A 25652-nucleotide genomic window follows, 5' to 3' on the forward strand; every position below is an offset into this window, starting at 1 on the left:
GGCCGGAAACGATGGATGGTGGTACCTGGCCGAAACGTCCACAGTGGCGTCATGACCGTGACCACGTGGACAGTCGAGCGGGCCGTCGGGGAACTGCGCGCTGCGGAGACCGGCCGCACCGCCCGCCGTCCCATCACCGACGACTGGCCGGAACTCGACCTCGCCACCGCCTACCAGGTGCAGACGGAGTTCGTGGCCGCCCGCGGCGAACGGGTGATCGGTGTCAAGCTGGGCCTCACGTCCCACGCCAAACAGCGGCGGATGGGCATCGACGCGCCTCTCACCGGCTGGCTCACCGACGGCATGGTCCTCGCCGCAGGCGCCCCGGTCCCGGTCGGCGAGCTGATCCACCCCCGGGTCGAACCGGAGATCGTCTTCACCCTGGGTGCCCGCCTGCGAGGCCCCGGCGTCACCCCGGCGACCGCCATGGCCGCGGTCAGCACCGTCTCGGCCGGGCTCGAGGTGATCGACAGCCGCTACCGCGACTTCCGCTTCACCCTGCCCGACGTGATCGCCGACAACGCGTCGTCGGCCCGCTTCGCCGTGGGCGACGTGACCCGCGATCCCCGCGAACTCGACCTCGCCCTGGAGGCCTGCGTGCTGCGCGAAGCAGGCGAGGTCGTCGACACCGCCACCGGCGCGGCCGTCCAGGGCCACCCGGCCAACGCGCTCGCGCTGGCCGCCAACGCACTCGCCGAACGGGGCCTCGCCCTGGAAGAAGGCTGGCTCGTCCTCACCGGCGGCCTCAGCGACGCGCTGCCCTTCCGCCCCGGCCACCCGATCACCGCGGAGTTCGCCCACCTCGGCAGCGTCACGGTCGGCTGACCGCTGGTGGGTGCCCGCCGCCTCAGTCCCGGGAGCGCGTGCCGTTCAGGAAGAAGCTCGCGGCGGTGGCGCTGGCTTCTTCCAGTCCCAGGCGGTGCTGCTGGTTGAGCGCGATCGCCTTCAGGATGGTGCCGGCGAGGAACTCGTAGAGGATCTCGACGGGCAGGTCGTCGCGCAGGACGCCGGTCTCGATTCCCCGGGTGAGTACCTCGTGCAGCGGGGCGGCGAGTTCTCCGTGTGCCGCTTCGAGTGTCGCCTGGTCGTTGGTGAGCACCGCGTAGCGGTCGCCGACGGCCACGAACGCGCGCAGGATCCGCTCGATCGCCTCTTCGACGGTCGCGCGTTCGAGGTTCGCGTCCACGAGGCGGCGTGCCACGGCGTCAAGGGCGTCGGCCGTGAGGGCTTCGAGCAAGGCCTCGCGGTTGGCGTAGTAGCGGTACAGCGTGGCGCGGCTGATACCGGCTGCGAGGGCGACCGTGGCGAGGTTCGCGCCTGCGCCCTCTTCGGAGAAGACCCGGGCCGCGGCGTCGAGGATCGCGGCGGACGTGCGGTCGAAGCGCGGGGCGATCTTGCCCCTGCTGGGAGATGGTGCTCGTTCCATGGTGAGTAGCAGCGTATCAGGTTGAGACATCGCTGTCTTGATGCTCGCGTCTCACACTGATACATTCGTGTCTCATACGAAGACACGCTTGTTGTCGAGCGCAGGGAGCGAAATCATGAGTGGCGAGTTGGTATTGGTCAGCGGGGGCTCGGGTTTCGTCGCGGCCCACTGCATCCTGCGACTGCTCGAAGCCGGTTACACCGTGCGGACGACGGTTCGCTCCCCGGAGCGAGAGGAGCACGTCCGCCGGTCGTTGCGTGCGGGCGGCGCGGAACCGGGTGACGCGCTCAGCTTCGCGTTCGCGGACCTCACCTCCGGCGAAGGCTGGGCGAGCGCGGTGCGAGGCTGCGACTACGTGCTGCACGTCGCCTCGCCGTTCCCGGCCGCCGTGCCCCGCCACGAGGACGACCTCATCGTGCCGGCGCGTGACGGTGCGCTGCGGGTGCTGCGCGCCGCGCGCGACGCGGGGGTGCGGCGGGTGGTGCTGACCTCGTCCTTCGCGGCGATGAGCTACGGCCACACGAGTTCCGGCCGGACGTTCACCGAGCAGGACTGGACCGATTTGGACGGTCCCCGGGTGAGTGCCTACGCGAAGTCCAAGACGCTGGCCGAGCGCGCGGCGTGGGACTTCGTGGATCGTGCGGGCGGGTCGCTCGAACTCGCCGTCGTCAATCCGGTCACGGTGCTCGGGCCCGTGCTCGGACCTGATCTGTCGACCTCCAACACACTCGTCCGGCGTCTGCTGAACCGCGAGGTACCCGCGCTGCCGCGCCTGTCCTTCGCCCTGGTCGACGTGCGGGACGTGGCAGACCTGCACCTGCGGGCGATGACTGATCCGGCGGCCAGGGGCGAGCGCTTCCTCGCGGTCGCGGGAGCGACGCTGTGGATCGCCGACATCGCACGCGTGCTCCGGGACCGGCTGGGCGCGCGGGTGCCCACACGTGAGGCGCCGGATCTGCTGGTACGCCTGGCATCGCGCGCGGATCCGGCGCTGCGCGGGCACGTGCACGAACTGGGCAAGGTCAAGCGGGCGAGCGCGGAGAAGGCACGCCGGGTGCTGGGCTGGCAGCCCAGGTCCAACGAGGAGCTGATCGTCGACACTGCCGAGAGCCTGCTCCGGCTCGGCTTGGCCGGGAACGCGGCCTAGCACGCGCACGGGAGCTCGGAGGACTCGATGAGCAACGTCTCGAACGATCGACGACGCTGGTTGTGGCTGGCCGTCGGCGCGGTGGCCGCCCTGTTCGCCGTGGGCGGTCGCTGGGACATCCCGCTGGCCGCGTGGCTGTTCCCGGTGTTCCTGCTGCGCTTCGCGCGCACCAGCCACCCGCTCGGCAGCCTGGTCCTGGTGTGGCTCGTGTCCTGGGCCGGGGCGATGTTCTGGATCTGGCAGACGGCCGTGCCGATGACCGGGATGACGGTGCTGGCCGGCCTGACCTTCGGCGTCGTGCTCGCGCTGCCCTACATCGCCGACCGGCTGGTCGCGCCACGACTGGGCACGGCCGGTGAGTTGTTGCTGTTCCCGATGGCGGTCGTCGTGTCCGAGTTCCTGTTGGGCACGTTCGCGCCGTTCGGCACAGTCGTCGGTCTGCTCGCCAACACCCAGTTCGACAACCTCGCGTTGTCGCAGGTGGCGTCCGTGACCGGCTCGTAGGGATCGGTTTCCTCATCGGTGGATGTGCGACCGTGGCGAACTGGGCCTGGGCGCACCCGCCGTCGTGGCGCACCGCGCGCGTGGTCGGCGGCTACGTCGCCGTCCTCGCCCTCGTGGTGGTCGGCGGCGCGGCGCGGATGGCGTGGTTCCCGGTGGACACCACGCAGACCGTCCGCATCGCGGGCCTCAACGCCAACATGGGCCTGATCCACGACCAGATGACGGCCCTCGGCCGCCCGGACGTCGAGGTGACCCGCGGGCAGGGCGCGCTGCCGCGGTTCGATCCCGACACGGTGAGAGCGGAGTCCGCCGCCGTGATCGACGACCTGTTCGCCAGGACGAGGAACGCGGCCCAGGCCGGCGCGAAGATCGTCGTCTGGTCGGAGAACGCGGCCTACGTCTCCCACGCGGGCCTGCCCGCGCTCCTCTCGCGGGCGCAGGACATCGCCCGGCAGGAGCAGATCTACCTGCTCGTCGCCGACAACGTCTACCTGCCCAGCCCTCGGGACAGCCGGGACGAAACCCACCTGATCGGCCCGGACGGCGCTGTCCTGTGGACCTATCAGAAGTCGCACCCGGTTCCCGGTTTGGAGCCGTACCGGCCCGGCGGCGGTGTCGCCCCGGTCGTCGACACGCCCTACGGCCGCCTCTCCAGCGTGATCTGCTACGACGCCGACTTCCCGGCGATGATGCACGCGGACGCCGACATCATGCTGGTGCCCGGCGGTGACTGGCCGGAGATCGGCCGGGTGCATTCCGAGATGGCCGGTCTGCGCGCCATCGAGAACGGCTACTCGCTGGTGCGGCAGGACTACGTCGGCTGGTCGGTGGCGTTCGACAACCAAGGGCCATGTGCTGTCCACCCAGAACACGCTGATCGACCAGAACCTGTGGCTGGTCGACGTGCCGGTCCACGGCGTCACCACGCCGTACCGCGTGATCGGGGACGCCTTCGCCTGGCTGTGCCTGGCCGGCACGGTGGTCCTCATCGGCACCGCTGTCTTCCGGCGGCGCCCTCCGGCGTCCGGACCGCCGCGGCTTTCCCCGGAGCGCGAGCCGGAACCGGTGGCACGGTAGGTGGCGGTGAGTACGCCCTGCCGGCTGCCGGCGAGGCACCGACGCAGTCACCCGGGTGGATTCCACGCCGAGGCGCTCCTCGACGTGGAATCCGCCGTCCAGGGTCAGGTGTTCTGCGGGAAGCCCAGGTTGATCCCGCCGTGCGACGGGTCGAGCCAGCGCGTCGTGATCACCTTGCCGCGGGTGAAGAAGTGCACTCCTTCGACGCCGTGCGCGTGCGTGTCGCCGAAGAGGGAGTTCTTCCAGCCGCCGAAGGAGTGGTAGGCCACGGGGACCGGGACCGGCACGTTGATCCCGACCATGCCGACCTCGATCTCGTCGGCGAACCGGCGTGCGGCGCCGCCGTCGTTGGTGAAGATCGCCGTGCCGTTGCCGTACGGGTTCGCGTTGATCAGCGCGATCGCCTCGTCGTAGGTGTCCACCCGGACCACCGACAGGACCGGGCCGAAGATCTCGTCGGTGTAGATGGACATGTCGGTGGTCACATGGTCGAACAGCGTCGGGCCGATGAAGAATCCGTCCCCGTCGGCGTCCGGCTTCGTTTCGCGGCCGTCCACCACGAGTTCGGCGCCCGCGGCCTGCCCGGCCTCGATGTAGCCGGTCACGCGGTCCCGGGCCGCCGCGGTCACCAGCGGTCCCATGTCGCAGTCCCGCCTGCCGTCCCCCGTGCGGAGCGCCCTGGTGCGGTCCGCGATCCGCGCGACCAGCTCGTCGGCGATGTCGCCCACCGCGACGAGCGCGGAGATCGCCATGCACCGCTCCCCCGCGGAGCCGTAGCCGGCGTTGACGGCCTGGTCGGCGGCCAGGTCGAGGTCGGCGTCGGGCAGCACGACCATGTGGTTCTTCGCGCCGCCCAGCGCCTGCACCCGTTTGCCGTGCGCCGTCCCGGTTTCGTAGACGTAGCGGGCGATCGGGGTGGAGCCGACGAAGGACACCGCCTTGATGTCCGGATGGGTCAGCAGCCCGTCGACGGCGACCTTGTCCCCGTTGAGGACGTTGAACACGCCGTCCGGCAGCCCGGCCTCCTGCCACAGCCGCGCCAGCCAGAGCGCCGCCGAAGGCACCTTCTCACTCGGCTTGAGCACCACGGTGTTCCCGGCCGCGATCGCGATCGGGAAGAACCACATCGGCACCATCGCGGGGAAGTTGAACGGGCCGATGATCGCGACCGGCCCCACCGGCTGCCGCACCGAGGTGACGTCGACCTTGGTGGAGGCGTTCACCGAAGCGGAACCCTTGAGCAGGTGCAAGATGCCGCAGGCGAACTCCACGACTTCCTGGCCGCGCGTCACCTCGCCGGCGGCGTCGGAGAGGACCTTGCCGTGCTCGGCGGTGATGAGCGCGGCCAGCTCGTCCTTGCGCGCGTTCAGCAGCTCGCGGAACCGGAACAGGACCTGGGTGCGCCGGGCGAGCGAGGTGTCCCGCCAGGCGGGGAACGCGGCCGTGGCAGCGGCCACCACCGCGTCCACTTCGGACTGCTCCGCAAGCGCCAGCCGCGCGGTGACGGCGCCGGTGGCCGGGTCCGTCACCTCCGAGTAGCGGCCCGCGCGTCCGGGCAGTTCGGCTCCCCCGGACCAGTGGTTCAGGGTCGGAGTGGTCACGGACGTGCCTCCTCGAGCTCGGTGCGGGGGTGTGCCGGCGCACCGGCGGTGACGATGGGGGTCCGCAGCACACCGAGCCGGTCGACGGCGACTTCGACGACATCACCGGGTCGCAGCAGCCACGGCGGTGTGCGGACGTAGCCGACGCCCTCCGGGGTGCCGGTGGCGATGACGTCACCGGGGTTCAGCGTCAACGTGCGACTGATCAACGACAACACCTCGCCGACCTCGAAGATCATGTCGCGGGTGTTGCCGTCCTGCACGACGGTGCCGTTGACGCGGGTCGTCACCGACAGCCCGTCGCGCAGGTCCCCCACCTCGTCGGACGTCACGAGCGGGCCCGTGGGCCCGCTGCGGTCGGCGTTCTTGCCCAGCGTCCACTGCGTGGTGAGCTTCTGCGCGCGGCGGGCGGTGAGGTCGTTGAACGTCGAGTACCCGAGGACCGCGGCCCTGGCCGTGTCCGCGTCGACGTCGCGCAGGGTGGCGCCGACGTAGGCGGCGACCTCTCCTTCCCAGTCGAGTCCGGCCTCGCCCGCCGGAACCGGGGCGGAGGCGCCCCCAGCCGTGAGCGAAGCGGTCCAGCGGCCGAAGAGCGTGGGGAACTCCGGCACCTGGAAGGCCCCTTCCGCGGCGTGGGCGCGGTAGTTCAGGCCGACGCAGATCACGCGGGCGGACGGCGGGACGACCGGCACGAGGTGTTCGGGTGGCACGACTTCGCCCGCTCCCCGCCCGGCGCGGGCGAGCCAGCCGCGCGGGTCCGTCCAGAAGACGTCGCGATCGGCGATGGGCGTCGCCGTACCGTCGTCGTTCAGGCGCGCGATCGTCGTGGCGCCGCCGGTGGAGATTCCTACCAGTTTCACTGCGCTGCCCCGTCCTTCCAGTCGGCGGGCGCGAGGTGGAAGTCGAACTCCAACTCCTCGAAGGGTGTGTCCATCTGCCAGCGCCGCAGATCGGCCTCGGTCTCGCGTCGTACTGGTTCGACGACCAACTCGTCCTTGACCGCGAACGCCGCGTCGGAGTCGAGGTACGGGTCGCCTGCCAGGAACACGTGCGTGGTGAGCGGCCGGTATCCGTCGGCGGTGATCCGGACGTGCAGGTGCGCGGGCCGCATCGGGTGCCTGCCGATCGCGGTGAGCAGCTTGCCGCCGGTCCCGTCGGTCGGGACCGGATAGCTGCTGGGCACGATGGACCGGAACCAGTAGGCGCCGTCGGCGCCGGTGGTCAGCAGTGCCCGCAGGTTGCCGTCGTCCTGCGAATCGTCCTGGGAGTCGTACAGCCCGGTGTCGTTGGCCTGCCACAAGTCCAGAACGGCACCGGGGATGGGCGTGCCGTCGGTGTCGAGCACCCGCCCGTGCACGACGGCCGAGGTGGCCCGCTGTCGTTCGGGACCGTGGCTGATCCACGCGCCGAGTTCGCGCGGCGGCGCAGGCGAGTGGAAGGGGCCCTCCACCGACGACGGGGTCATGCCCTCCGGGCCGACGTGGTTGACGTCGTCGACCGCGGTGGTCAGTCCCAGCATGTCGGACAGCAGGATGAACTCGTTGCGCCGGGGCGTGCACCAGCGGCCGGTCTCGACGAGGAAGTTCAGGCCCGCCAGCCATTCCTCCTCGGTCGGCTTGACCTCGGCGACGAAACCGTGCAGGTGGGTGGTCAGCGAGGTGATCACCTCGCGCAGGCGGGGGTTGTCCCCGCCGATCTGCGCGAGCACCTGGCCGAGCAGGTCCTCGGCCATCAGCGGTCCCCGTCCAGGTGCGCGGCGAGGAACGCCGCGGTGAGCCGCAGGTGGTCCGGCCGGTCGAACTCCGCGCCCTCGTGCCCGGCGCCGCCCAGCAACACGAACGTCGACTCGGCACCGGCGCGCACCAGCGCGTCGTGCAGTGCCTGGCTCTCGCCGGCGGGCGTGACCCGGTCCCGGTCGCCGTGCACGACGAGGAACGGCGGCGCGCCGGCGTGCACGTGGTACAGCGGGCTGGCTTCGCGAGCGCGCGCCGGGTCCTCCCCCACGTCCCCGAGGCCCAGCAGCGGGCCCTCGAACGGCGGGTTCAGGATTTCCTTCTCCAGCCACGTGCGGCGCGAGTTGGCCAGCAGGTCGGTCTGGCCGAACCAGTGCACGACGGCCTGCACGGCGCTGGACTGACCGAGGTCGTCGCCGATCTCGCCCTCCAGCTCCTCGTGACCCGCGGTCAGCCCCAGCATGCTCGCCAGGTACGCCCCGGCGGACGCGCCCCACGCGCCGATGCGGTCGGTGCGCAACCCGTACTCGCCGCCGTGCGCGCGCAGCCAGCGCACCGCCGCCTTGGCGTCATGCACCTGCGCGGGATACCCGGCCTCGGCCACGAAACGGTAGTTCGCCGACGCCACGGCGATGCCGTGGCTCGCCAGCGCGGCGAGGCGCTCCTTGGCCCCGTCGGTCTTGTCCCCTACCTGCCAGCCGCCACCGTGCAGGTAGAGCACGACCGCGACCGGTTCCGGGCGCTCCGGCCGGTACAGGTCGAGCTTGAGGGACGTGTCCCCCACCCGGGCGTATTCGAGGTCGGTGGTGGTGCTTACTTCGGTCATGTCGAACCTTTCTTGCAGTGCTGGAATCAGGCGGCCGGCGCCGGTTCCGCGGTCCGCGGCGTGAGGGAGAGCCGCTCGGCGAGCTCGTCGACCAGCGCGCCGACGCCGTCCGCGGCGGCCGTGCCGAACACGTACCAGTCCGGACGGGTGAGGTAAGCGTCGGCGCCGTGCTGGTCGAGGAACGCGGTGTACACGCCGTCCACGTCGGTGACGGCGTGGGCGGCGGAGTCGTCGCCGACCACCGCGATCGCGCAGCCGATCGCCTCCAGTGCGGCCCGCTGTCGCTCGTCCAGCTCGGGTTCGCGCCTGCTGATGAGCTGGAAGCCGTGGCCGAGCACGTCGTCCCCCCGGCCCTGGTGCGCGCCGCGCCGCAGGGTTCCCTGCGGGGACAGCGATCCCGTGACCGGCGCGACGCTGCCGTCGGCTTCGCGGTGCAGGACGCCGTGCTCCAGCTTGGGGAACGGCGGCAGCGGCGGCATCAGGTTGTTGCGCATCTCGTAGTTGCGCTTCTCCGCCGCCTCGTGGTCCACGATGTTGACGATCTTGGCGAGGGCGTGGCTGGCGAACACCAGCGTGGTCACGTGGGGTTCCCGCTCCGCCTGGTACTGGTCGAGCAGCGCGTCACCGGCCTGCCCGGACAGCACCAGCGCGAGCTTCCACCCGATGTTGCGGCCGTCCCGGATCGCCGAACACCCGCCCTGGCCCAGGTACGGCGTCATCGTGTGCGCGGCGTCGCCCGCGATGAAGACCCGGCCCTTGCGCCACTGCGTCGCGACGCGCGTGTAGTAGTGGTAGACGACCTGGCGGCAGATGGAGAGCTTGTCCTGGCCCAGCCCGTGCACGCGGCCGAGGAAGTCCCACGCCACCTGCGGGTCGTGCATCGCCTCGTCGGTCTCGTCGTCGGCGACCCTGATCTCGAACCGCTGCCGCTCGGTGCCCAGCGGCATGTACATGTGGGGACGCTCCGGGTCCATGATCATGATCAGCCGCTCGAACTCCGGCGGGAGCTCACCCAGCTTGTTCATGTCGAAGTTCAGCCAGCGCTCGTGGATGCCGTAGTCCTTCATCCGGATGCCCGCGGCCTCGCGCACGAAGCTGTTCGTCCCGTCCGCGCCGATCACGTAGCGGGCCTTGACCACCCGTTCCTCGGCCGGGTTGCGGGAACCCTTCGGCCGCACGGACAACCGGACGTGGTCGTCGAACTGCTCCAGCGCGCAGACCTCGGTGCCGCGGCACACGTCCACGTTGTCCATCGCGTCGACCCGGTCGTGCACCACCTGCTCGACGTCGGGCTGGAAAACCGAGTAGTGCGCCCGGAACCCGCACTGCTCCCCGGCCCAGTCGAGCACCAGCATCGCCTCGGCGGCCGCGTCGCCGAACTCGCAGCTGTCGAGGACCTTCGCCGTGCTGAGAGCGAGATCGACGTCGGTGCCCGTGGCCTGCACCGTCCGGCACGCCTCACCGTCGAACGTCACCATGCGCGGCAACGGGTAGAGGGCGTGGTGGCGCTCGAACACCACCACCCGGTGACCGGCCAGCCCCAGGGTGGCGGCCGCCACCTCGCCGGCCGGGCCGTAGCCGACGACCGCCACGTCGTAGATGTCAGACACGCGACCTTCTCCTTTGAAAGCGCCCGAGATAAAACATCCGAACCTTTACGAGGTTTTGATAGTGCACGCGAGGTCCCCGGACCGTCAAGGGATTCCCGCTACTTGAAGAGAACCGCGTTGGCCGCCGAGGCGATGCCACCAGGCGCCTGAGTGGGCGCGCTGACCAGGAATCCCTCGTAGACACCGGTTTCCGCGCAGTCGGCGGCGAGATCGGCGAGCCACCACAGCTCGCCGAGCGCCATGCCGAAGCTCCCGATCAGCATCTGGTGGATGAACCCGAAGGGCTGCCGGGCCTCGCTCGTGTCGGCAGGCCACGCCTCGACCGCGAACGTGTCGGACGCGACGGCCGCCACGTGCGCGTTCCACAGGTAGCGGCAGACGTCCTCGGAGTGTTCGAGCCCCGGCGCGCGCAGGCCGCGGGGCAGCGCCTTGCGCACCTCCGGCGGGGCATCACGGTACCAGGACCCGAAACCGGTGTGGATCAACAGGATGTCCCCGGTTCGGTAGTCCACTCCGGACAGTTCGCGGGCCGCCTCCAGCTCGGCGACGCCGAGCTCGACGGTTTCCCCGGGGTCGTAGTCCCGCCCCAGCTCCCGCATGGTGGCCGGGATGTCGAGCAGCACCCCGCGCCCGGCGATCCCGTGCCGCGCCCAGCCGTCGACCGTGTTGCGCCGCCCGGCGCGGATGTCCTCGGCGGTGGCGCCGTTGTAGTACACCTCGCGCGTGTACCCGATGTGGGCCAGCGAGTCCCATTGGCTCCCGGCTTGCGGGTAGACGTTGTCCCAGACGTCGTCGAACCCGATCCCGCCCGGCTGGGCGATCACGTGGTGACGAGGGTTGCCCCGCGCGCTGTTCAGCGGTGGCGCGAACGTGCCGTGCGGGACGTCGAGCGAGAAACCGACACCGCGCCGGACCAGTTTCGCCGCTTCGGCGACCCGTTCCGGGGTCAGCAGGTTGACCAGCCCGAGGTCGTCCCCGGCGCCGAACAACCCCCAGCCGAGCCGTCCGCCGTGCGGCCCCGGCGGGAGCTGGTCGTAGTCCGGCAGCCGGTTCACGGCGCACCGCCCAGGACCACGAGCAGGACCGCGTCGGCATCGGACACGTTCACCACCGAGCGTGTCTCCCCCGCCCTGAGGAAAACCGAGTCGTGCACGCCCAGATCGACGCAGGCGCCGTCGTCGTGCGACGTCACCCGCAAGGTGCCGGCCAGTACCACGTACACCGTGTCCGCCGCGGTGGGCAGTTCGGTGACGGCACCCCCCTGCTCGTAGGTGGACACCGAAACGGTCAACCCCGCCAGTTGCTGCAGCCGCCGCGCGTCGACACCCCGGTGTCCCGGCGGGTCGTAGGGCACGGCCTCGTCCGCGCGCACCACCTTCATCGAACGTGCTCCTTCACCACGGGAGGTCGAGCGGGGGTTGCGGGAAGAAGCCACCGTTGCGCGTGATCACGCCGGTCAGGTACTCCTTCGACTCCTCCAGCCGCTTGCGCACCGACGCCCAGTCGGCGGTCAGCCGCCCGCCCGACTTCAGCTTGCGCCCGGCGACGAGAACGGTGTCGATGTTGCCCGGATGGGCCTGGGACACGACGGTGGCGTACGGATCGTGTACCGGGGCGGTGTTCACCGCGTCGGCCCGGATCACGAGCAGGTCCGCCTGCTTGCCAGGGCGGAGGCTGCCGATCCGGTGCGCCTGGCCCAGCGCCTCGGCGCCCCAGATGGTCGCGCCCTTGAAGATCGTCTCGCAGGACGGCGGGACGGACTCCGGGGCACGGCCCGACGCCATCCGCTCGTCCGCGGCGAGCAGACGCCCGACCTGCATCGCGGTGCGCGCCTGGCTGAGGATGCTGCCCGACACCGACGTCGTCACGTCACAACCGAAGGTGCAGTGGCCACCGGCCGCCAGAACCCGCTCCGTCGCGGGCCTGCCCATGCCCATCGCCATCTCGGCTTCCGTGCACGTCGCCACGGAACCACCCGTGTCCGCGACCCGGCGCAACTGCTCCGCGGTCGCGTAGTTCAGGTGCACCCACACGATGTCCGGCCCGAGCAGCCCGGCCGAGTCGAACACCTCCAGGTCGTCGACCGGCTCGTGGAACAGGATCGCGAGACCGTTGGTGGTGCTGCGCAGGCCGAGTTCGCGGGCGCCGGTCAGCTCCGCGCGGATCCGGTCGATCCCCACCTCGGGCAGGTCCGACAGCGCGATCCCCATCGTCACCAGGGCATCGTCGGACGACAGCCGTCCGTTGCGCAGCTTGGCGGCGAGCGCCAGCAGCCCCTCCGGCGTGGCGAGCGACGGATCGCGGCCCGGCACGTCGCTGAAGCCGAGCGCGAACTGGCTGCGCGCACCGGACTCGATGGTCCCGTCGATGGCCGCGTCCGCGTGGTCGGGCGTGACGATGGCGTGGGAGAAGTCGAGCACGGTGGTCACGCCGGCGTCGACGGCCTCCAGCATGCCGGCGAGGTTGCCGATCCGGATGTCCTCCGGCCGGTAGTGCGGCGAGGCCTGGAACCGGACGCTGCGGAAGTAGTCCTTGAGCACCGAGTCCCCGGTCAGCCCGCGCAGGCCCGCCTGCCACACGTGCCGGTGGGTGTCGACCAGGCCCGGGGTCACGATCTGCCCGGACGCGTCGATCACCTCCGCGTCCGCCTCGATGCGCTCGTCGACCGCCACGATCTTGTCGTCTTCGATCAGGACGTCCGCCACCCGCGGCCGGTCCCCCGGCTCCATCGTCAGCACGGTCCCACCGCTGACCAGTACGCGCCCCATCGCGCCACCACCTTCCCGACGTTCGGATCGGGCGAACATAACATCATGACGGTTTGGATCGTAAGTGTGAATTCGGCGGCGGCTCCGGCTTCGCGGCGAGCACGCAATCTGTTAGATTGGTTCGGATGTTTACGACCCCACCGCGGACGCGCGCCGAAGCGCTGGCTGCCGACATCGAGAGCCGGATCACCGAGCAGGGCCTGCGGCCCGGCGACGCGATCGGCACCATCGAAAGCCTCCGCGAGGAGACGGGCTTCGCCCGTTCCACCGTCGGCGAGGCCATCCGGCTGCTCACCGACCGCGGCAGCCTCGAGATCCGCCCCGGCCGCGGTGGCGGTCTCTTCGTCGCGAACCCGAACCCGGTCGTCCGGCTCCGGCACACCCTGCTGACTGTGAAGGCCATGCCGACCACGGTCGAGGACGCCATCGCGGTACGCGAAGCCCTCGAAATGCTGATCGACACCGACGCCGCGCGCCACCGCGACGCCGCCGACATCAAAGCCCTCAAGCAGGGCTTGCGTGCGTTGAAGAAGGCCGCGACCGACACCGACAGCTTCATGCGCGCGAACTGGGCGCTCCACGAGCGCATCGCCGAGATCAGCCGGAACCACATGGCCAAGGCCGTCTACGTGACCATGACGCGGTGCATCGCCGACCTGTCGACCCACGCCGACCCGGACCGGGAAGAGCCGACCGGCGACTACCTCGGCCACCGCGTGGCCGTGCACGAGGAACTCGTCGCCGCCATCATCGATGGCGACATTCCCCGCACCGAGGCGGCTGTCGAACGCCACCGCGGTCTGTTGCAGGTGCCCCGCGACACGACGCGGTGAGCCGCGTGCCGGACACCGGCTATCCACGAGACTGATGCGGCACTTCACGAGAAGTGATTTCCGCTCCGGCGTGGACGAACCCAGACTCCATGGTCGAGGCCTGGCGTGGCCCGCTGCCGCCGGCGCCCGGCCGGTGAACGACCTCAACGGAGAGGATTTCATGCGCATTTCCAGACACCGCACGGGCCGGCGCGGGAAGCTGGCCGTGGGAGCCGCCATCACCACCGTGGCCGCGCTCACCGCCGGCGGGTTCAGCGCACCGGCCGCGGCCCACGGCCACACCGCCCGGCAGCCTCAGCTGTCCACCCGCAGTGTCCCCATCATCGAGGTGAATGGGCTCCGCTTCCGCGATCTCGACCGCGACCACCGTCTCACCCCCTACGAGGACTGGCGCCTGGACGACACCGCCCGCGCCCGCGACCTGCTCTCCCGGATGACATTGGAGGAGAAGGCGGGACTGCTGGTCCACGGCACGCTCCCGGTCTCCGGCGAGGGCTACGACCCGGCCAAGACCGCCACGCTCGTCGGCGAGCGCCACGTCACCAGTGCCATCACCCGCCTGTCCGCGGCGCCCCGCAAGGTCGCCGCGGCGAACAACAGCGTGCAGGAGACAGCCGAGAAGCAGCGCCTGGGCATTCCGGTCGTCATCTCCACCGACCCCCGCAACGGGTTCGCCGTCGTCGAGGGCCAGACCGTCGCGGGATCGGGCACCACCGCCATGCCCGACGCCATCGGCATCGCCGCCGCCGGCGATCCCCGGCTCACCGAGCGCCTCGGCGACATCATCCGCCAGGAGTACCGGGCCGTCGGCATCACCGAAGCGCTCTCGCCCCAGGCCGACATCGCCACCGAACCGCGGTGGACCCGGATCAACGGCACCTTCGGCTCCGACCCCCAAGACGCGTCCCGTCAGGTCGGCGCCTACGTCGAAGGCCTGCAGAACGGCTCGACCGGGCTGCACGACGGCAGCGTCGCCACGGTCACCAAGCACTGGGTCGGCTACGGCGCCCAGGCCAACGGCTACGACAGCCACTACTACTACGGCCGCTACGCCACTTTCCCCGGTGGCGACTTCGCCGACCACATCACGCCCTTCCAGGGCGCGTTCGCCGCGAACACCTCCGGCATCATGCCCACGTACTCCATTCTGAAGGACCTCACCCACCAGGGCACCGAGGTGCCGCAGGTCGGCGCCGGGTTCAACTCCTACCTGCTGAAGGACCTGCTCCGGGGCACCTACGGCTTCGACGGCGTCATCGTGTCGGACTGGGGCATCACCGGTGACTGCCCCGAGGAATGCCGGAACAACCGGCCGCCTGCCTCGTTCATCGGGCCGTGGGGCGTCGGCATGCCCTGGGGCGTGGAGCAGCAGACCGTCCTGGAGCGCACCGCGCTCGCCCTCAATGCCGGCGTCGACCAGATCGGCGGCAGCGACCAACCCGGGTACGTGGTGCAGGCCGTGCGGCAGCACCTCGTCAGCGAGGAACGGGTCGACGAAGCGGCACAGCGGGTGCTGGAGCAGAAGTTCCAGCTGGGCCTCTTCGAAAACCCGTACGTGGACGAAGCCGCGGCGGGCCGTCTCGTGGGCAACGCCGGGTTCCAGGCCGTCGGCGACCGCGCCCAGGCCAACTCCCTGACCCTGCTGAAGAACAGCGGCCAGACGCTTCCCGCCGGCCGGAAGACGGTGCGCGACGTCTACCTGTACGGCATCTCCGCCGCCGAGGCCGAGAGCCGGAACCTCCGTGTGGTCAGCGATCCAGCCGAGGCCGACCTGGCACTGGTCCGGCTGGCCGACCCCCGCAGCGGTGCCGACCTCACCGGACTGGAATTCACCGGTGCCGAGCCGGACTACCAGGCTCTCCAGGCGGCCGCTGCCACGGGCACCCCGACGGTCGCGATCCCCAAGCTGGACCGCCCCCTGGTCCTGACCGACGTCGCCCGGACCGCGGATGCCGTGCTGGCCAACTACGGCGTGTCCGACGGTGTGCTCCTGGACACCGTGCTGGGCAAGCGCAGCCCGGGCGGCTCGCTGCCCTTCGAACTGCCCTCGTCCCAGCAGGAAGTCGAGGCGCAGCTCGGCGACGTGCCCGACGACACCGCGCATCCGCTCTACGAGCGCGGCTACGGTCTGCACTACCGGCCCGGGAAGGCCCGGTGACACCAGCCGCGTGAATCCGGCGGTGCGGTGGATTCCCCGGACGGGATCCACCGCACCGGCGGTTTCAGCGGTGCCGGCCGAGGAACGCCAGCGCGTTCCCGCCAAGGATGAGCTTGCGTTCCTCCTCGCCGAGGAACGCGGCCTCGCGAACCACGGCGCCGGCCGGTTGCTCGCCGAGCGGGTACGGGTAGTCGCTGCCGAGCATGACCCGCTCGGCGCCCATCGTGTCCACCAGCAACCGCAGGGCCCGCTCGTCGAACACGACGGAATCGACGCTGAACCGGTCGAGGTAGTGCGACGGCGGGAGCTCCGAGGTCCCGACCACGTCCCGCCTCTGGTACCAGGCGTTCTCCAGCCGCCCCAGCCAGAACGGGAAGGACCCGCCGCCGTGCGCGAAGCACAGCCGCAGGCTCCGCGGCACGCGGTCGAACACGCCGCCCAGAATCAGGGCGAGGATCGACAGGTGGGTCTCGGCGGGCATCCCGGTCAGCCACCGGGCCATCCACCGGTCCAGCCGGGGCGAACCCGGCATGTCCCAGGGGTGCACGAAGACCGGTGCGCCCACCTGCGCGCAGTGCTGGAGGAACGTGACGATGCCCTCGTCGTCCAGGTCCCGGTCGCCGACGTGGTTGCCGATCTCCACCCCGGCGTGGCCGGCCGCGAGGCAGCGGTCCAGCTCGGCGCAGGCGGCGTCCGGATCCTGCAGCGGGACCTGGCAGAACGGCACGAACCTCTCCGGCGCGGGCGCGCAGATCTCCAGCGCCAGGTCGTTGAAGATCCGGGCGACCTTCGCCGCCTCCTCGCCAGGGCGGGCGTAGGAGAAGAAGACCGGTGTCGGTGAGACGACCTGCACGTCGACGCCGTGGGCGTCCATGTCGGACAATCGTTCCCCGGCATCCCAACAGTTGCGCTGGATCCGGCGGAACTCCGCCGACCGGATCATGATGGTCGCCTCGTGCTCGGTCTCCGCCCGGAACCAGGGCCAGCCCGCGGAACCGGTCTCCTGTTCCAGGTCCGGCCACCCGCGCGGCACGTAGTGGGTGTGCACGTCGACAGTTGTCATGTCGGTTCCGGACCTCAGCCCTTTCCGGGGTGCACCGTGCCGCAGGCGGAACAGGTTCGCACCTCCGGGTCGGCGTAGAACTGCTCGAACACCGGCGGCAGGTCGGCGACGATGTCGCGCACCTGCAGTTCGACCTCGTGCACCAGTGCGGAGCAGTTCAGGCAGTACCACTGGAACTTCTCGGTGGTGCCTTCCTCCCGGACGCGCTCGATCACGATGCCGATCGATCCGGCTTCCGGGCGCTGCGGCGAGTGCGGGAGGTTCCCCGGCAGCAGCCAGGTCTGGCCTTCCCGGATGTGCACGGTCTGCGGGCCGTCCCCGGTCATGACGTTGACGTGCATGTCGCCCTTGACCTGGTAGAACCACTCCTCGTAGGGATCGACGTGGTAGTCGGTCCGCTGGTTGGGACCGCCGACGACCTGCACGATGAAGTCACCGGTCCGCTCCCACATCTGCTTGTTGTTCACCGGCGGCTTCAGCAGGTGCTCGTGCTCGTCGATCCACCGCGCGAAATCGATGACCGGGTTGACCGGGGTCATGACCTAACCTCCTTTTCGGACACTCCAGGAACGTGTGCCACTGCCTGAATTTCCAGCAGCAGGTGCGGGTGCGGCAGCTGGTGCACGGCGACGGTGGTCCTGGTCGGGCCCGACTCGTCGAAGTACTCGCCGTACACCTCGTTGTAGCCGCCGAAGTCGTTCATGTTGACCAGGTAGGCGGTCACCTGCACGAGGTCGGTCAGATCGGCCCCGACCGCGTGCAGGATGTCCGCGATGTTCTCGATCACGGCCCGCGTCTGGGCGCGGATGTCGAGCGCGGTGGTGCCCATCGGGTCGACTTCGGCTCCCGCGATCGTGTTGTCCGGGCGCCGGCTGCTGGTGCCGGACACGTAGACGTGATCGCCCGCGACCTTCACGTGAGGGAACCGTCCCCGTGGTGTGGCCTTGCCTGCCACGACCTCACTGCTGACCATCTGTGCCTCCGCGTAGTCGTACGGTCACTTCGCCGAGCGTGTCCACCCGGGCGCGCACTTCCGCTCCCGGCGGCACGGCGACCGCTTCGGTGGCCGCACCGGCGAGCAGGACTGTGCCGGCGGGCAGGGGAATCCCGTAGGTGTGTGCCAGCCGGATCGCCGCGGCCACCGCTTGCCACGGGTCGCCGAGGATCGCGTCGGTGGAGCCGGTGGCGACCACTCGGCCGTCGAGCTCGAGCACCACGGGAAGATCCCCGAGGGGACGGGACGCGTCCTGCCACGCCGCGATCACCGCGTGTGCCGCGGAGGTGTTGTCCGCCACGACGTCGGTGAGGTCGAACTCGAAGTCGCGGTAGCGGGAGTCGATGATCTCCAGCGCCGGCGCCACCGCGTCCACGACCGCACGCGGGCCGGGCACCGGGTCACCGGGCTCGATCGTCCGGGACAGCCGGAACGCCACCTCGGGCTCCACGCGGGGATGCACCAGCCCGGCGTGGTCGACGGCGCCGCCGTCGTCCACCAGCATCGCCGAGCTCAGCTGCCCGATGATCACGTCCGACACGCCCATCTGCTCGGCTTTCGCCCGGCTGGTGAAGCCGAGCTTCACCCCTGCGATCCGCTCGCCCCGCGCGACCCGGCGGGCGAGCACGGCGCGCTGCACCGCGTAGGCCTCATCCAGCGACAGGTCGTGCTCGTCGGAGAGCTGGGCGCACGCGGTGGCGGTCAGTTGCGCCGTGTCCAGCCGCTCGGCCAGCGAGTCGACGACCGGTTGTCGGTTCACGAACTTCCCCTCACAGCTCGACGCACACGTTGGTGGGCTCGGAGTAGAAGTGCAGCGAATGTTCGCCGCCCTCACGACCGATACCGGACAGGCCGGAGCCGCCGAACGGCGAGCGCAGGTCGCGCAGGAACCACGTGTTCACCCACGAGATGCCCACCCGCATCCGGCCCGCGACGCGGTGACCGCGGTCGAGGTCGGTCGTCAGCACGGTCGCGGCGAGGCCGTAGCTGGTGTCGTTGGCCAGTGCCACGGCTTCGTCCTCGGTGTCGAACGGCACCAGCGCGGCCACTGGCCCGAAGATCTCCTCGCGCAGCAACCGGTTGTCGTTGCCGGCCCCGGTCCACAGCGTCGGCTCGATCCAGGCCCCGCCGTCGAGGCCGGCTCCGAGCCGCGGCACGGCCCCGCCGACCACCGCCTGCGCGCCGGTCTCTTCGGCCAGCCGGTAGTAGCCGAGTACCTTCTCCCGGTGTTCGGTCGAGATCAACGGCCCGGTGGTGGTCTCCGCCTCCTCCGGCCGCCCGAGGCGCAGCGCCGCCGCCCGCTCGGCCAGTGCGGCGACCACCTCGTCGAACACCGGCCGTTGCACGTACACCCGCTCGGTGCACAGGCACACCTGTCCGGTGTTGGTGAACACTGAGCGGGTCAGTGTGTCCACAGCCCGCTTCAGGTCGGCGTCGGCGAACACGATGGCGGCGTTCTTGCCGCCGAGCTCGAACGACACCGGGCGGACCCGCGGCGAGACGGCGGCCATGATCGTGGATCCGGTGGACGACTCCCCGGTGAACGTGATGCCGTCGATGCCGGGGTGCACGGTCAGGTGCGCGCCGGCCGAGCCCGCCCCGAAGCCGTGCACGACGTTGTAGACGCCGTCGGGCACCCCGGCCTCGGTGATCACCTCGGCCAGCAACGTGGCCGTGGCCGGTGTGAGCTCGGACGGCTTGACCACGACGGTGTTGCCGCAGGCCAGCGCGGGAGCCACCTTCCAGGTGAGCAGCAGCAGCGGCAGGTTCCACGGCACGATCACCCCGACCACGCCGAGCGGCTTGCGCAGCGCGTAGTTCAACGCGCGGCGGCCGTCGGGCAGTTCGGTCAGGAAGGAGTCCAGCCCGGTCGCGGAGACGAGGTCGGCGAACGCCCGGAAGTTCGCCGCGGCACGCGCCACGTCGATCTGGCGTGCCAGTGACACCGGTTTGCCGGTGTCGGCGACCTCCGCGGCCACGAATTCGTCGAACCGGGCCTCGATCACGTCCGCGATCCGGCGCAGCAGCGCCGCCCGCTGGGGCGCGCCAAGGCGGCTCCACGGTCCGTCGAGCGCCTTCCTCGCGGCACGCACCGCACTGTCCACAATCGACTCGTCGGCTTCGTGCACGCGGGCGGCCACGCTGCCGTCGACGGGGTTGATGTCGTCGAACAGTTCACCGCTCTCGACGAACTGGCCGCCGACGAAGTTCCGCACCACGCCGGCACTTGTCATATCGATCTCCACATCTGCGTTCGCGACGACTGTGTTTCTGCTTGGACTGCTCACCGCTGGAGCCGGTAACCGGCTGCTTCGAGGTCCCATTCGGCGGCGGCGGCGCCGAGGCTGCGCAGAGCGGCCTTGCGGACCTTGCCGTTTTCCGTCACGGGGAACTCGTCGAGGCTGACGAAGTACCGCGGGATCGCGAAGTAGGCCAGCCTGGACTCGCAGAACCGGACGATCTCCGGGTAGGCGGGGGTGACGCCGGTTTCGAAGATCAGGCCCGCCATGACGTCGTCTTCCCCGAGCTCGGAGTCGACGGCCCACACCGCGGCGTCGCGGACCTGCGGGTGCTGCCGCAGCACGTCCTCCACCTCCGCCGAGGAGATGTTCTCCCCCCGGCGGCGGATCACGTCCTTGATCCGGTCGACGAAACGCATCCAGCCGTCCTCCTCGAGGACCACCCGGTCGCCCGTGTGGAACCACAGGTCGGCCCACGCCTCGACGGTCTTGTCCGGCATCCGGTGGTAGCCGGTCGCGAACGCGTACGGCTGGGTGCTGCGGATCAACAGCTCTCCCGGCACGGACGGCGGGACCTCCGCCCCCAGCTCGTCGACGACGCGAGCCTCGAAGCCGGGCTGCAGCCGCCCGCAGTACCCCGGCCGCTGCTCGGCCGGCGAGTTCGCGAACACCGCGTTCGTCTCGGTGGAACCCCACCCGTCGAGCAGCGTCACACCGAACCGCGACCGGAACTCCGCCAGCAGGGACGCCGGCGTCGCCGGGGACAGCGCGGCGCGCAACCGGTGGGCCCGGTCGTTCTCCGACGGCGGCCGCCCGGCCAGGATGCTGACCATCGCGCCCAGCAGGTAGCCGACGGTGGCGCCGCGGGCCGCGACCTCGCCCCAGTAGCGGGATGCCGAAAACCGCTCGCCGAGCACGTACGTCGCGCCGCTGACCAGGGCCTGGCTGAACGCGTTGAGGGCGTTGGTGTGGAACAACGGCAAGCAGGTGTAGAGCACGTCCTCCGGCGTGATCTCCAGCTGGCGGCTGACGTTGAACCCCCACCAGTAGAACTGGGCGTGGGGACACAGCACGCCCTTGGACACCCCGGTGGTGCCGGAGGTGTACAGGATCACGGCGGTCTCACCGGGACGAGCCGCATACGGGGGCTCGGCGCGGGCGGTGTTCACGTAGTCCGGCATGCGCGAAGCCGGGACGGGCAGCCCCGCCGGCGGGTCGCTGTCCATGATCCAGATGTTTTCGAGTTCCGCGACGTCCGGCAGGTCCGACAGCCGCGCCGCCAGCTCCGATTCCCCCGCGAGCAGGCGGGCGCCGGAGTTGGCCAGGGCGTGGTGCAACTGCTGGCCCTTCCACGCGGTGTTGACCGGGACCGCGACGGCTCCGGCCCACGCGCAGCCGAGGATCAGCTCGAGGAGTTCCAGGCGGTTGCCCGCCAGGAGCAGCACCCGATCGCCCGGCTGCACGTCCTCGGCACGCAGGGCGGCGGCTGCCCGGGCGACCCGGTCGCGAACCTGTGGCGCCGTGAACGAACGCTCGCCGACGACCAGCAGCGGCCGGTCCGATCCGGTGGCGGTGCGATCGTCCAGCATGGCCGGCAGGGTGGCGCGGTTGAGCGGGCGGTCCGGTGTCACGGACAGGTCTGTCATCGGGAGGTCTCCTCCTGCAGGTGGCGGCTGGGTGGGGCCGTCTCGTCAGATTCCGTTCCGGGCACCACCGCGACCGGGCCGGGGCCGTCGATGGCACGAGGGTGCAGCGGCACGAGATCCCCGCGCTCTGCGCGCCCGTGCAAGGCACCGACCAGCACGAGATCGCCGTCCACCAGCGTCACCAGACGGGTCGCCGCCGCGTCGTGCACCAAAGTGGACGTTTCGATGCGCGCCTTGGCGACCTCGGCCACCGTGAAGTTCGCGCCGTCGCAGGCCGCGCAGAGCAGCCGGCCGGGGAAGTACCGCCGCCCGCAGTCCTGGCATCGCTGCACAGTGATCACGCCGCCGCCCCCAGTACCGCCATGTTGGCGCAGGCGCCGTGCCGGTACAGCACCATGCCGTACCCGCTCACCACGCCCAGCCGTGCGCGCACCTGGCGCCCCTCGGCTTCTCCGGTGAGCTGCCGGACGACCTCCACCAGCCCGTGCATTCCGCCTCCGGCACCGGCCTGGCCCGCCGACAGCTGGCCACCCGAGGTGTTCACCGGCACGGTCCGGTCCTCCGCGAGCTCGCGGAGGAAGGCCGGCACGGCGGCGTCACCGTCGATGACACCGAGATCGCGCAACTGCGCGAGCACGACGGCCGGGTAGTCGTCGTAGCAGCTGACGACGTCCAGGTCTTCCGGCCCGGCGCCCGCGCATTCCCACGCCCTGGGTGCACAGTGGACCAGTCCGGTGCTCAGCCCGGACCCGACCTGGTCATCGGAGTTGTACGACGTGGTGACCGCCAGGACGCGCGCCCGCGGCGTGTCACCCCAGCGGTCGTCCGCTGCGACCACCACCGCGTTCGCTCCGCTGACCGGCGGCACGCAGTCGTAGCGGTGCAACGGGTCCGCGACCGCGGGTGCGGCCAGGTAGTCCGCCATCGTCATCGGCTCCCGGTACACGGCACCGGGATTCCGCCGTGCCCAACGCCGCTGGGTGACGACGAGCCTGCCGTAGTCCTCCCTGGTCAGGCCCAGCTGTTCCATCTGCCGCGACGTGAGCATCGCGAACAGCGCGTTCGGCCCGGTCATCGGCAGCGGGGTGAGGTGCTCCGCCGTCGCCGAGTTGTAGCTGCGCACCAGCGACTCGTGTGCCGCCCGGTCCATGTGGTCACCGGCGACGAGGACGATGACCGAGGCATCACCAGCCTGGATCGCCCGCACCGCGTGCTGCAGCAGCCCGCCTGCGGACGCGCCGCCGTTGGTGTCCTGCATCAGCCAGCCGAGCCGGAGCCCCATCCGCCAGGCCAGGTCGATGGCGTGGTCGTGGCCGAGGGTGAAGCTGGCCACCCCCAGTCCGTCCACGTGGCGCAGCTCGATACCCGCGGCGCGCGTGGCCGCCAGCACCGCATCCGCGAGAAGCCGCGCCGTCGTCGTCCCGGCGGGAGCGTGCCGCGTGTAGGGGGTCTCGGCCGGTCCCGCGACCGACACACCGGTTCCGCCGCCGGGACCGCCGGACCGGGCTGGATTGTGGTTCGTCATCGCCTCTCCCATTCCGATGTGGTTCAGTGGCCGAACGCCTCGGCGAGCCACCACGACGCCTCCCGGGAGGTCACCTTCGCGTCGATCACGAGTGGCACGACGCTCTCGTCGTCGAGCCACGCCTTGACCGGCAGCAGGTCCTCGACGCGGCGCACGGTGAGCGCGCGGCAACCGTGGCCGCGTGCGATCGCCGCGATGTCCACGTCGGGGAAGGTCACGCCCGACAGGTCCGCGGCTTCGCCGAAGTGGTGCACTTCGGCGCCGTACATGGCGTCGTTGTAGACCAGGACGAGCAGCGGAAGCCCCAGCCGGACGGCGGTGTCCAGCTCCGAGATGCCCATCAGGAAACCGCCGTCGCCGCAGGCGGCCACGGGGAGCCGGTCCGGCCGGGCGACGGCCGCGCCGATGGCGGTGGCAAGACCCAGCCCGACGGACTGGAAGGCCTGCGTGAAGCAGAACCCGTACTCGTCGGGCACGTCGAGGTACATGCTGGGATAGCCGAGGAAGTTCCCGGAATCCACCGACACGATGCGTTCCGCGGGGAGCAGGCGGTTGAGTTCGGCGGTCATGACCCTCGGGTCGATCCGGCCGGACCCGCTCTGGTCGGCGAACGGGACGGCGAGCCAGCTGCCCTCGTGCTTGATGCGGTCCGCGATGTGCGGGGCGCGGTACCCGTGACGTACCGGAACGCCGTCGCCGCGCAGCTTGGCGAGCGTGTCCCGCGCGGTCTCGGTGACGCCTCCCCACAACCCGAGGTCGACGTCGCGGTTGCGGCCGATCGCGGCCCGGTCGATGTCCACCTGGACCACCGTCGCGTCGCCGGCGATGAGCTTGCCGTGCCGCATGGTCCACATGTTGAGTGCGCAGCCGAAGCCGGCGATCAGGTCCGCGCCGGAGATCAGTTCCGCGGCCAGGGGCGTGGAGAACCCGCCGGCCACGTCGATGTTCCAGGGGTTCCCCCGGAACATGCCCCGGGACACGGCGGAGGTCGCGAGCAACGCGCCGGTGTGCTCGGCGAGCTCCGCGATGGCTTGCGCGGCGCCCGGTGTCCGCGAGCCCCGGCCGGCCACGAACACCGGGCGCTGCGCCGACCGCAACCGGTCCGCGAACTCGTCGACGCTCGCTGGCCGAGGGGCGCCCGCCGCGACTCGCCTGGTGGGTCGCGGCGCGGCGGTGGCGAGCTCGTCCTGCACGTCGATGGGGACGTTCAGCACCACGGTGCGCCGCTCCGTCGCACAGGTCTCGTAGGCCCGCACCACGTCGTGCACCGCGGTTTCCGCCGACCGCACTCGCATGGCCACCGCTCCCACGCTCTCGGCGATGCCGGGCTGGTCCACGTAGAAGTTCGAGGTCCGGTCGGTGGCCTCGGCGGTCAGGACGAGCAGCGGGGTCCGGCTCTTCGCCGCTTCGGTGATGCCCGTCAGCGCGTTGGTGTAGCCGCATCCCTGGTGCAGCGAAAGCAGGGCCACCTCGTCGCTCATCCTGGCGTAGGCGTCGGCCATGGACGCGGCGCCGCCTTCGTGCCGGGCGGCCACGAACCGGCCTCCCGCGGCGACGAACGCGTTGGTGTAGTGGAAGTTGCCGCTGCCGATCACACCGAACGCCATCCGGGCGCCGAGTTCGTACAGGGTCTGTCCGATGAGGTCACGGACGTACATCGAAGAGTTCTCCGTTCAGCCGAATGCGGCGGGTGCCGCGACCAGTGCCAGGACGCGCGCGGGGCTCCCCGATCCGCCCGCGATCTTCAAGGGCGCCACCACGATCACCGCGCCGGTGGGCGGCAGCAGCGCCAGGTTCTGCAGCTGCGTCACGCCGTACTTGCCGGCGCCCAGCAAGTAGCGATGCGCGGGGAAGGGAGGATCGAACCGGAACGCCTGCCCCGCGTCGGTTCCGACCGTTTCCACGCCGAGACCGGCGATGTTCGTCTCCTCGGCCAGCCACCGGGCGCACTCCGGTGACAGGCCGGGCGTGTGCGGGCCGGCGTCGTCGGCGTTGAGGAACAGGTCCTGGTCGTGGGACCGGGCGTCCCAGCCGGTGCGGTACAACAGCCAGCCCCCGTCGGGCAGCGGACCGTGCTGCTCCTGCCAGGACAGGATGTGCTCGACCTCGAGCAGGAAGTCCGGGTTCTGCTGGCATTCCCGCACGGCGTCCAGCACGACGGCCGGCGCCACCAGCCGCCGGGCCGGGACGGCGGCCACGTCCTCCAGCTCGCGGCCGCTCCACCAGTGCCGTGGCGCGTCGAAGTGGGTGCCGACGTGTTCGCCGGTGTGAATGGCGTTCTGCAGCGAAATCTCCGCCGGGTCGTCGTAGTGTGCGAGCTGCTCCAGCCGGAAGCGCGGGATGGCGGCCATCTCCGGAGGCAGCGGGAGCACGGGCGTCGCTTCGGACAACGTGGCCGTGAGGTCGACGACGTCGATGTGACCGCGGCTGAACGCGTCGGCGAGCGCGGTCGGCGAGGATCCGGCGGCGGGGCGATGCGGCATGGACTCATCGTGAGCCCC

At 70.9% G+C, this 25652-nt stretch carries 25 protein-coding genes and 1 pseudogene; 7 read left to right on the top strand and 19 right to left on the bottom strand.

Translation table 11 applies throughout. The features are described 5' to 3' along the window. Window positions 1–51 precede the first annotated feature (51 nt). Entirely contained in the window at window positions 52–825 is a 774-nt protein-coding gene (locus ABZ215_RS07430; protein WP_354948486.1) for a fumarylacetoacetate hydrolase family protein, read from the top strand. Window positions 826–847: 22 nt separating this feature from the next. Here the strand turns inward: ABZ215_RS07430 and ABZ215_RS07435 are convergent, their stop codons facing one another. Then, entirely contained in the window at window positions 848–1426 is a 579-nt protein-coding gene (locus tag ABZ215_RS07435) for a helix-turn-helix domain-containing protein (RefSeq protein ID WP_354948488.1), read from the bottom strand. 115 nt (window positions 1427–1541) lie between these two features. Between ABZ215_RS07435 and ABZ215_RS07440 the strand changes: the two genes are divergently transcribed. From ABZ215_RS07440 to ABZ215_RS07455, 4 genes and pseudogenes are all read left to right on the top strand, one after another. Then, window positions 1542–2573 (top strand): aldehyde reductase, encoded by a 1032-nt coding sequence (locus ABZ215_RS07440; protein WP_354948490.1) that lies wholly within the window; start codon window positions 1542–1544, stop codon window positions 2571–2573. A gap of 27 nt (window positions 2574–2600) precedes the next feature. After that, a complete protein-coding gene (locus ABZ215_RS07445) occupies window positions 2601–3077 on the top strand; it encodes a hypothetical protein (protein WP_354948492.1) in 477 nt (158 codons plus the stop codon). A gap of 218 nt (window positions 3078–3295) precedes the next feature. After that, window positions 3296–3841, top strand: a pseudogene (locus ABZ215_RS07450) (nitrilase-related carbon-nitrogen hydrolase); the annotation flags it as partial. An 88-nt stretch (window positions 3842–3929) separates the two neighbouring features. Beyond that, window positions 3930–4154, top strand: a complete 225-nt coding sequence (locus ABZ215_RS07455; RefSeq protein ID WP_354948494.1) for a hypothetical protein — start codon at window positions 3930–3932, stop codon at window positions 4152–4154. A 104-nt stretch (window positions 4155–4258) separates the two neighbouring features. Here the strand turns inward: ABZ215_RS07455 and ABZ215_RS07460 are convergent, their stop codons facing one another. From ABZ215_RS07460 to ABZ215_RS07495, 8 genes are all read right to left on the bottom strand, one after another. Beyond that, window positions 4259–5755, bottom strand: coding sequence for a CoA-acylating methylmalonate-semialdehyde dehydrogenase (locus ABZ215_RS07460; protein ID WP_354948496.1), 1497 nt, complete (start codon window positions 5753–5755; stop codon window positions 4259–4261). Then, complete coding sequence (locus ABZ215_RS07465; protein ID WP_354948498.1) at window positions 5752–6615, bottom strand: fumarylacetoacetate hydrolase family protein; 864 nt, start codon at window positions 6613–6615, stop codon at window positions 5752–5754. The genes ABZ215_RS07460 and ABZ215_RS07465 overlap by 4 nt, the downstream gene beginning before the upstream one ends. Continuing rightward, window positions 6612–7487, bottom strand: a complete 876-nt coding sequence (locus ABZ215_RS07470) for a dioxygenase (RefSeq protein WP_354948500.1) — start codon at window positions 7485–7487, stop codon at window positions 6612–6614. The genes ABZ215_RS07465 and ABZ215_RS07470 overlap by 4 nt, the downstream gene beginning before the upstream one ends. Beyond that, window positions 7487–8314 carry an alpha/beta hydrolase gene (locus ABZ215_RS07475; protein ID WP_354948502.1) on the bottom strand — a complete coding sequence of 276 codons (828 nt, stop codon included), beginning with the start codon at window positions 8312–8314 and terminating at the stop codon, window positions 7487–7489. The genes ABZ215_RS07470 and ABZ215_RS07475 overlap by 1 nt, the downstream gene beginning before the upstream one ends. Before the next feature lie 26 nt (window positions 8315–8340). Continuing rightward, window positions 8341–9924: a bifunctional 3-(3-hydroxy-phenyl)propionate/3-hydroxycinnamic acid hydroxylase gene (locus tag ABZ215_RS07480; RefSeq protein ID WP_354948504.1), complete on the bottom strand. Its 1584-nt coding sequence runs from the start codon at window positions 9922–9924 to the stop codon at window positions 8341–8343. A 98-nt stretch (window positions 9925–10022) separates the two neighbouring features. After that, window positions 10023–10979: a cyclase family protein gene (locus tag ABZ215_RS07485; protein ID WP_354948506.1), complete on the bottom strand. Its 957-nt coding sequence runs from the start codon at window positions 10977–10979 to the stop codon at window positions 10023–10025. Then, entirely contained in the window at window positions 10976–11305 is a 330-nt protein-coding gene (locus ABZ215_RS07490; RefSeq protein ID WP_354948508.1) for a cupin domain-containing protein, read from the bottom strand. The genes ABZ215_RS07485 and ABZ215_RS07490 overlap by 4 nt, the downstream gene beginning before the upstream one ends. Before the next feature lie 13 nt (window positions 11306–11318). Further along, window positions 11319–12692 (bottom strand): amidohydrolase family protein, encoded by a 1374-nt coding sequence (locus tag ABZ215_RS07495; protein ID WP_354948510.1) that lies wholly within the window; start codon window positions 12690–12692, stop codon window positions 11319–11321. Window positions 12693–12745: 53 nt separating this feature from the next. On the opposite strand from ABZ215_RS07495, the gene ABZ215_RS07500 reads away from it, so the two are divergent. Next, window positions 12746–13525 carry an FCD domain-containing protein gene (locus tag ABZ215_RS07500; RefSeq protein WP_354948512.1) on the top strand — a complete coding sequence of 260 codons (780 nt, stop codon included), beginning with the start codon at window positions 12746–12748 and terminating at the stop codon, window positions 13523–13525. Between the two features lie 160 nt (window positions 13526–13685). Next, window positions 13686–15683, top strand: a complete 1998-nt coding sequence (locus tag ABZ215_RS07505; RefSeq protein WP_354948514.1) for a glycoside hydrolase family 3 N-terminal domain-containing protein — start codon at window positions 13686–13688, stop codon at window positions 15681–15683. Between the two features lie 64 nt (window positions 15684–15747). On the opposite strand, the gene ABZ215_RS07510 is transcribed toward ABZ215_RS07505, so the two are convergent. Genes ABZ215_RS07510 through ABZ215_RS07555 form a run of 10 tightly spaced genes read right to left on the bottom strand, consistent with a single transcriptional unit; the run spans window position 15748 to window position 25634 of the window. Next, on the bottom strand, window positions 15748–16746 hold the full coding sequence (locus ABZ215_RS07510; protein ID WP_354948516.1) for an amidohydrolase family protein: 999 nt from the start codon (window positions 16744–16746) through the stop codon (window positions 15748–15750). A gap of 14 nt (window positions 16747–16760) precedes the next feature. Next, entirely contained in the window at window positions 16761–17285 is a 525-nt protein-coding gene (locus tag ABZ215_RS07515) for a 3-hydroxyanthranilate 3,4-dioxygenase (protein ID WP_354948518.1), read from the bottom strand. After that, window positions 17282–17719: a RidA family protein gene (locus tag ABZ215_RS07520; protein WP_354948520.1), complete on the bottom strand. Its 438-nt coding sequence runs from the start codon at window positions 17717–17719 to the stop codon at window positions 17282–17284. Before ABZ215_RS07520 ends, ABZ215_RS07515 begins: the two co-directional genes overlap by 4 nt. After that, a complete protein-coding gene (locus ABZ215_RS07525) occupies window positions 17706–18500 on the bottom strand; it encodes a fumarylacetoacetate hydrolase family protein (RefSeq protein ID WP_354948522.1) in 795 nt (264 codons plus the stop codon). Before ABZ215_RS07525 ends, ABZ215_RS07520 begins: the two co-directional genes overlap by 14 nt. 10 nt (window positions 18501–18510) lie before the next feature. Then, window positions 18511–19974, bottom strand: a complete 1464-nt coding sequence (locus ABZ215_RS07530; RefSeq protein WP_354948524.1) for a 2-hydroxymuconic semialdehyde dehydrogenase — start codon at window positions 19972–19974, stop codon at window positions 18511–18513. A 50-nt stretch (window positions 19975–20024) separates the two neighbouring features. Continuing rightward, window positions 20025–21626 carry an ATP-dependent acyl-CoA ligase gene (locus ABZ215_RS07535; RefSeq protein WP_354948526.1) on the bottom strand — a complete coding sequence of 534 codons (1602 nt, stop codon included), beginning with the start codon at window positions 21624–21626 and terminating at the stop codon, window positions 20025–20027. Beyond that, complete coding sequence (locus ABZ215_RS07540; protein ID WP_354948528.1) at window positions 21623–21967, bottom strand: zinc ribbon domain-containing protein; 345 nt, start codon at window positions 21965–21967, stop codon at window positions 21623–21625. The genes ABZ215_RS07535 and ABZ215_RS07540 overlap by 4 nt, the downstream gene beginning before the upstream one ends. Continuing rightward, the gene (locus ABZ215_RS07545; protein WP_354948530.1) at window positions 21964–23151 is read right to left on the bottom strand and encodes a thiolase family protein; all 1188 of its coding nucleotides are present in this window, start codon (window positions 23149–23151) and stop codon (window positions 21964–21966) included. The genes ABZ215_RS07540 and ABZ215_RS07545 overlap by 4 nt, the downstream gene beginning before the upstream one ends. A 23-nt stretch (window positions 23152–23174) precedes the next feature. After that, entirely contained in the window at window positions 23175–24809 is a 1635-nt protein-coding gene (locus ABZ215_RS07550) for a thiamine pyrophosphate-binding protein (RefSeq protein ID WP_354948532.1), read from the bottom strand. 15 nt (window positions 24810–24824) lie between these two features. Then, entirely contained in the window at window positions 24825–25634 is an 810-nt protein-coding gene (locus tag ABZ215_RS07555; RefSeq protein ID WP_354948534.1) for a cyclase family protein, read from the bottom strand. Window positions 25635–25652 lie beyond the last annotated feature (18 nt).

The organism is Amycolatopsis sp. NPDC006131, from assembly GCF_040614175.1.
Classification (GTDB): domain Bacteria; phylum Actinomycetota; class Actinomycetes; order Mycobacteriales; family Pseudonocardiaceae; genus Amycolatopsis_E; species Amycolatopsis_E tucumanensis.

What these genes read in the sequence shown, in the direction of transcription:
- ABZ215_RS07430 (WP_354948486.1), top strand. Translation starts at nt 52, where the DNA reads ATGACCGTGACCACGTGGACAGTCGAGCGGGCCGTCGGGGAACTGCGC.
- ABZ215_RS07515 (WP_354948518.1), bottom strand. Translation starts at nt 17,285, where the DNA reads ATGACCCCGGTCAACCCGGTCATCGATTTCGCGCGGTGGATCGACGAG.
- ABZ215_RS07440 (WP_354948490.1), top strand. Translation starts at nt 1,542, where the DNA reads ATGAGTGGCGAGTTGGTATTGGTCAGCGGGGGCTCGGGTTTCGTCGCG.
- ABZ215_RS07490 (WP_354948508.1), bottom strand. Translation starts at nt 11,305, where the DNA reads ATGAAGGTGGTGCGCGCGGACGAGGCCGTGCCCTACGACCCGCCGGGA.
- ABZ215_RS07505 (WP_354948514.1), top strand. Translation starts at nt 13,686, where the DNA reads ATGCGCATTTCCAGACACCGCACGGGCCGGCGCGGGAAGCTGGCCGTG.
- ABZ215_RS07545 (WP_354948530.1), bottom strand. Translation starts at nt 23,151, where the DNA reads ATGACGAACCACAATCCAGCCCGGTCCGGCGGTCCCGGCGGCGGAACC.
- ABZ215_RS07435 (WP_354948488.1), bottom strand. Translation starts at nt 1,426, where the DNA reads ATGGAACGAGCACCATCTCCCAGCAGGGGCAAGATCGCCCCGCGCTTC.
- ABZ215_RS07445 (WP_354948492.1), top strand. Translation starts at nt 2,601, where the DNA reads ATGAGCAACGTCTCGAACGATCGACGACGCTGGTTGTGGCTGGCCGTC.
- ABZ215_RS07470 (WP_354948500.1), bottom strand. Translation starts at nt 7,487, where the DNA reads ATGGCCGAGGACCTGCTCGGCCAGGTGCTCGCGCAGATCGGCGGGGAC.
- ABZ215_RS07555 (WP_354948534.1), bottom strand. Translation starts at nt 25,634, where the DNA reads ATGCCGCATCGCCCCGCCGCCGGATCCTCGCCGACCGCGCTCGCCGAC.
- ABZ215_RS07495 (WP_354948510.1), bottom strand. Translation starts at nt 12,692, where the DNA reads ATGGGGCGCGTACTGGTCAGCGGTGGGACCGTGCTGACGATGGAGCCG.
- ABZ215_RS07530 (WP_354948524.1), bottom strand. Translation starts at nt 19,974, where the DNA reads ATGACAAGTGCCGGCGTGGTGCGGAACTTCGTCGGCGGCCAGTTCGTC.
- ABZ215_RS07550 (WP_354948532.1), bottom strand. Translation starts at nt 24,809, where the DNA reads ATGTACGTCCGTGACCTCATCGGACAGACCCTGTACGAACTCGGCGCC.
- ABZ215_RS07475 (WP_354948502.1), bottom strand. Translation starts at nt 8,314, where the DNA reads ATGACCGAAGTAAGCACCACCACCGACCTCGAATACGCCCGGGTGGGG.
- ABZ215_RS07510 (WP_354948516.1), bottom strand. Translation starts at nt 16,746, where the DNA reads ATGACAACTGTCGACGTGCACACCCACTACGTGCCGCGCGGGTGGCCG.
- ABZ215_RS07520 (WP_354948520.1), bottom strand. Translation starts at nt 17,719, where the DNA reads ATGGTCAGCAGTGAGGTCGTGGCAGGCAAGGCCACACCACGGGGACGG.
- ABZ215_RS07535 (WP_354948526.1), bottom strand. Translation starts at nt 21,626, where the DNA reads ATGACAGACCTGTCCGTGACACCGGACCGCCCGCTCAACCGCGCCACC.